General features: G+C 68.1%; 4 protein-coding genes. All 4 read left to right on the top strand.

Features of this window, described 5'->3' with window-relative positions:
- Window positions 1-210, top strand: a 210-nt coding sequence (locus tag HUV01_RS12030; protein WP_174298482.1) for a helix-turn-helix domain-containing protein, incomplete at its 5' end; no start/stop codon positions are given.
- A 136-nt stretch (window positions 211-346) separates the two neighbouring features.
- On the top strand, window positions 347-2,560 hold the full coding sequence (locus HUV01_RS12025; protein WP_174298481.1) for a TonB-dependent receptor: 2,214 nt from the start codon (window positions 347-349) through the stop codon (window positions 2,558-2,560).
- 17 nt (window positions 2,561-2,577) lie between these two features.
- Window positions 2,578-3,021 carry a YybH family protein gene (locus tag HUV01_RS12020; RefSeq protein ID WP_174298480.1) on the top strand — a complete coding sequence of 148 codons (444 nt, stop codon included), beginning with the start codon at window positions 2,578-2,580 and terminating at the stop codon, window positions 3,019-3,021.
- A gap of 501 nt (window positions 3,022-3,522) precedes the next feature.
- On the top strand, window positions 3,523-4,680 hold the full coding sequence (locus HUV01_RS12015) for a glycosyltransferase family 4 protein (RefSeq protein ID WP_174298479.1): 1,158 nt from the start codon (window positions 3,523-3,525) through the stop codon (window positions 4,678-4,680).
- Window positions 4,681-4,847 lie beyond the last annotated feature (167 nt).

The raw sequence follows: 4,847 nt of genomic DNA, 5'->3' as shown, positions 1-4,847 counted from the left end.
GCCTGGGACGCGGGCGCCGACCCGCTCACCGGCCGCGAGCGCGACGCGCTGCGCCTCGCCGACGAGGGGCTGTCGAACAAGGACATCGCCCGTCGCCTCGCGCTCGCGCCGGGCACCGTGCGCAACTACCTGTCGGACGCCGCCGCCAAGCTCGGCGCCGCCAACCGCGTGGAGGCCGGCCGGATCGCAAGACTAAACGGCTGGTTGTGATGTCGGCGGATCGGGAACCAACGCCGCCGGGTCGGGCGAGTTCTTGAGGTCTGCGTCGTTTGACACCCGCGCGAATATCTGATTGTTCCTGCTGCGCTGCAAAACGCCAGAACGGCGGGGCGGTAAAGGGGTTATCATGACGCGAGCATCGACCGTCTTGCTGACGTTGGCCGGGACGATCGCGCTGAGTACGGGCGCCGCCGCGCAGGTGCAGCCGCAGGGCCAGACCGCCGCGCCCGACTCCGCGCCCATCGCCGACGACATCGTCGTGACCGCGCAGAAACGCTCCGAGTCGATCCAGACCGTACCGCTCAGCATCACGGCGGTCGGCTCGAAGGAGATCGACAATCTCGGCGCGCGGAACTTCACCGACCTCCTGTCGAGCGTCCCCAGCCTGACGGCCTATCAGAACGGGCCGGGCCGCTCGCAGATCATCATCCGCGGCATCACCAGCAACAGCATCTCGGAGGACGAGCCGCAGACGCAGGAGACGGTCGGGCTCTATGTCGACGAGACGCCGATCTCGGTCAGCGGCTTCAACCCCGAGCAGGGACTGTTCGACCTGGAGCGCGTCGAGGTGCTGCGCGGGCCGCAGGGCACGCTGTACGGCGCGGGCGCGATGAGCGGCGCGATCCGGCTCATCACTCGCAAGCCCGACGCCACCAGGATCGAGGGCCGCGCGGAAGCCGACCTGTCGTTCACCGATCACGGCGCGACGAACTACGATGCCAAGGGCGTCATCAACCTGCCGATCGTCCGCGACAAGGTGGCGCTTCGCGTGACCGGCTATTACGACCGCGACGGCGGCTATATCGACAACATCGAGACCGGCGAAAGGAACGTCAACCGCAATCGCGCCCTGGGCGGTCGCGCCGCGTTGCGCGTCACGCCGACCGCGAACCTGGTGGTCGATCTCAGCGCCTTCCACCACAATTTCCGCGACGGTGCCCGGCCGATCGACGAGGGCGACTATACCCGGTCCTACATATCCAGGGAAAACTCGCACTACGTCTACGACGTCTACAACGGTACGGTGAACTACGACACCGGCGGGCCGACGCTGACCTCGTCCACCTCGTATCTCGCCATGCACTTCATCAACCGGCGTCAGCTCGACAAGACGCTGGCGACGATCACCACCGACCTCCACTCCGCGCTCGCCGACCAGACCAGCATCGGCGACTTCACGCAGGAGGTCCGCATCGCGTCGCCCGACGCAAGCGCGTTGCGCTGGCTGGTCGGCGTCTATTACAACACCCGCAAGCGGGACTATCTCAACGCCTTCCCGGTGCCCGGCATCGACGCCGAGCTGGGCATATCGTCACCGAACGATTTCGGCGCGCCGACCGACTTCCTGTTCTATGGCCAGCAGAGGATCAGGGTCCATCAGGGCGCGGTGTTCGGAGAAGCGGGCTACACGCTCGATCGCTTCACGCTGACCGCGGGCGTGCGATACTTCGACTGGCACGAGCAATACAGCCTTCGCTCCAGCGGGCTGTTCAACGGCGGGGTGACCGCGACCGGCCCGCGCACGCTGAAGACCGACGGCTTCAACCCCAAGGTGAACCTGACCTACAAGATCGACGACCAGAAGCTCGTCTATGCCCAGGCCGCGAAGGGGTTCAGGTTCGGCGGCATCAACGACGTCATCCCGCAGAACGTCTGCGCGACCGAGCTCGCGGGTATCCAGCGCACCGGCGACCCGTCCGTATACGGCCCCGACAAGCTGTGGAACTACGAGATCGGGACCAAGACCTCGTTCGACAATCGCCGGATTACGATCAACGCCAGCGGCTACCTCATCAAGTGGAAGGACATCCAGACCAACCGCGACCTGAACTGCGGCTTCGGCTTTCGCGAGAACGCCGGTTCGCTGACGAGCAAGGGCGTCGAGCTCGAGGCGACGTTGAAGCCAGTCGAGGGGCTGACGCTGAGCGGCGGCGGCGCCTATACCCACTCCGCGCTCGACAAGGACGTGCCCAACCTCGCCGCGGTCGCCGGCGACCGCGCGCCCTACGTCCCGCGCTGGTCGGGGAGCACCACCGCCAACTACGTCTTTCCGTTGCGGCCGGGGGTGCGCGGGCTCCTTTGGGCCAACTACCAATATGTCGGGCGCCGGGCGACGGAGTTCGATACGGCGGCGGCGCGGTACCGGGCCATGGCCGCCTACGGCCTGCTGAACCTGCGTGTCGGCGCCTATATCGGCGAGACCGAGCTGTCCGCCTTCGTCCGCAACGCCACGGACAGCGGGGGCGTCCTGCGCGCGCTGCCCGCCACTCCGTTCGATTTCGAGGGACGGATCAGGGTCGAGCCGCGCACGATCGGCGTCACCGCGCGGAGTTCTTTCTGAAACACGGGGGCAGGCGCATGATCGGACGGATCGCGGCGATCATGGCGACCGTCCTGGCGACGCCGGCCACCGCCGCGCCGGCGCCCGAAGGCGCCGCCCGCGTCGCCGTCCAGGCTGCGCTGGACCGCAGCGCGAGCGGGTGGAACGCCGGCGACCTCGACCGTTTCATGGCGGTCTACGAGCCTGGCGCCGAAACGGTCTACATCAGCGGCAAGACCGAGACGCGCGGCTTTTCCGGCATCCGCGCCGTCTATGCCAGGCATTTCACCGCGGAGGCGCATGGCACGCAGGGCGAGTTGTCGGTGGTGTTCCTCGACTTCCACCTGATCGATGCCGCGCATGCCTTCGTCGTCGGTCGGTTCCGCCTGCACCGCGCGGGCGCCGCCGATGTGGAGGGGTTGACGAGCCTGCTGTTCCACCGGACGCGTGCCGGCTGGCGGATCATCGCCGACCATAGCTGACCCAGGAAAGCCGGTCGGCGCGGCCGGCCGTGCCCGCATCGCCGCCACCCGCATCGCCGCCGGCCGTATGACCACCCCGACGCAACAGGCGCCGTCGAGCTTGGGACATCGACCTCATCGGACAGGGCCGAGCGTGCTTCTTGCGGAACCGTCCGATCGATGGCATCACCTTTCGGAGTAATCCCGCCCCCACTATTGGCTATGGCCAGTGGTCGTATGGGCGTCGCGAGGTATTGGGATGGCGCCGGTCACCGGTCAGGGACGCACCGGCGTATCGACGGGGGCGCGGCCCGTGGGCGCAGGCGCCTGGAGTGTTCGGGGAAGGCGCGGAGCAGGCACGGCGCCGTTCCCCTGGGCGACCGACCTCGTGCCCACGGCGGCCGGTCCGGCTGTTCGGAAAGGCGCTCGCGTCGCGCGGCGCGGCACGCGGGTCGCCTCCACGCCATCGCGACGGGGCCGCCGCCGCTCCCGCGATGCTTCACACTCGAAACGGTATGGTTGATGAAAATAGCGATCATTCAGGACTGGCTTACCCTGAAGGGGGGAGCGGAAGCCGTCCTCGAACAGGTGATGGAGCTGTTCCCGCAGGCCGACCTGTTCTGCATCGTCGATTTTCTGCCCGAGCATGAGCGCGGTTTCCTGAAAGGACGCCGCATCACGACGAGCTTCATCCAGCGCCTGCCGCGCGCGCGCAAGAGCTACCGCAGCTACCTGCCGCTGATGCCGATCGCGATCGAGCAACTCGACGTGACCGGCTATGATCTGGTGCTCAGCTTTTCCGCGTCGGTGGCCAAGGGCGTCATCACCGGACCCGAGCAGCTTCACATCTGCTACACGCACAGCCCGATCCGCTATGCCTGGGACCTGCAGCACCAGTATCTCGCCGAAGCGAACATGACGCGCAGCATCAAGGGCATGGTGGCGCGCGCGATCCTCCACTACATGCGGCTCTGGGACATCCAGTCGGCGCACAGCACCGATCATTTCATCGCCAACTCGGTCTTCATCGCGCGGCGCATCCGCCGCCTGTACGGTCGCGAGGCGGCAGTCATCTATCCGCCCGTCGACGTCGACCGGTTCGCGCAGAGCGACGACAGGGACGACGTCTACGTCACCGTGTCGCGACTGGTGCCGTACAAGCGCATCCCGCTGATCGTCGAAGCCTTTCGGCGCATGCCCGAGCGGCGCCTCGTGGTGATCGGCGACGGGCCGGAGATGCCGGCGGTGCGCGCCGCGGCGGGACCCAACGTCACGATCATGGGGAAGCAGCCCGACGACGTGGTGGTCGCCCACCTCCAGCGGGCGCGGGCGTTCCTGTTCGCCGCCGAGGAGGATTTCGGCATCGCCCCCGTCGAGGCGCAGGCATGCGGCACGCCGGTGATCGCCTATGGCCGGGGCGGCGCGCTCGAAACGGTGCGCGGAGAGGCCGGTCCGGGTCGGTCGGGACTGTTCTTCGCCGAACAGTCGGTGGACTCGATCGTCGACGCTGTGACGCGTTTCGAGGCGATCCGGGAGACGATCACCCCGGCCGCCTGCCGCGCCAGCGCCCAGCGTTTCGCGACCGACCGGTTCCGCGAGGCTTTCGCGCGGTTCGTGGCCGAGGCGCTCGCGGCCCATGGCGCGACCCGGATCGAGGAGCGGCAACGCTACCTGGCCTGACGCGCGCCGATCGACACGAGATAGAGGAGACACGCCATCGCCACCGACCAGTTCGCGCCGGACGCCGGCGTGGGACCGCAGCGCCGCCCGGATCGCCGCGACGTGCTGCGCATCGCCTCGGCGTCCATCCTCGCGGGTGGCGGCCTCCTCGCCGACGCGGCCTGGGC

Source organism: Sphingomonas bacterium (genome assembly GCF_903643035.1).
GTDB lineage: Bacteria > Pseudomonadota > Alphaproteobacteria > Sphingomonadales > Sphingomonadaceae > Sphingomonas.
This window is presented reverse-complemented; position numbering and strand designations above follow the sequence as displayed.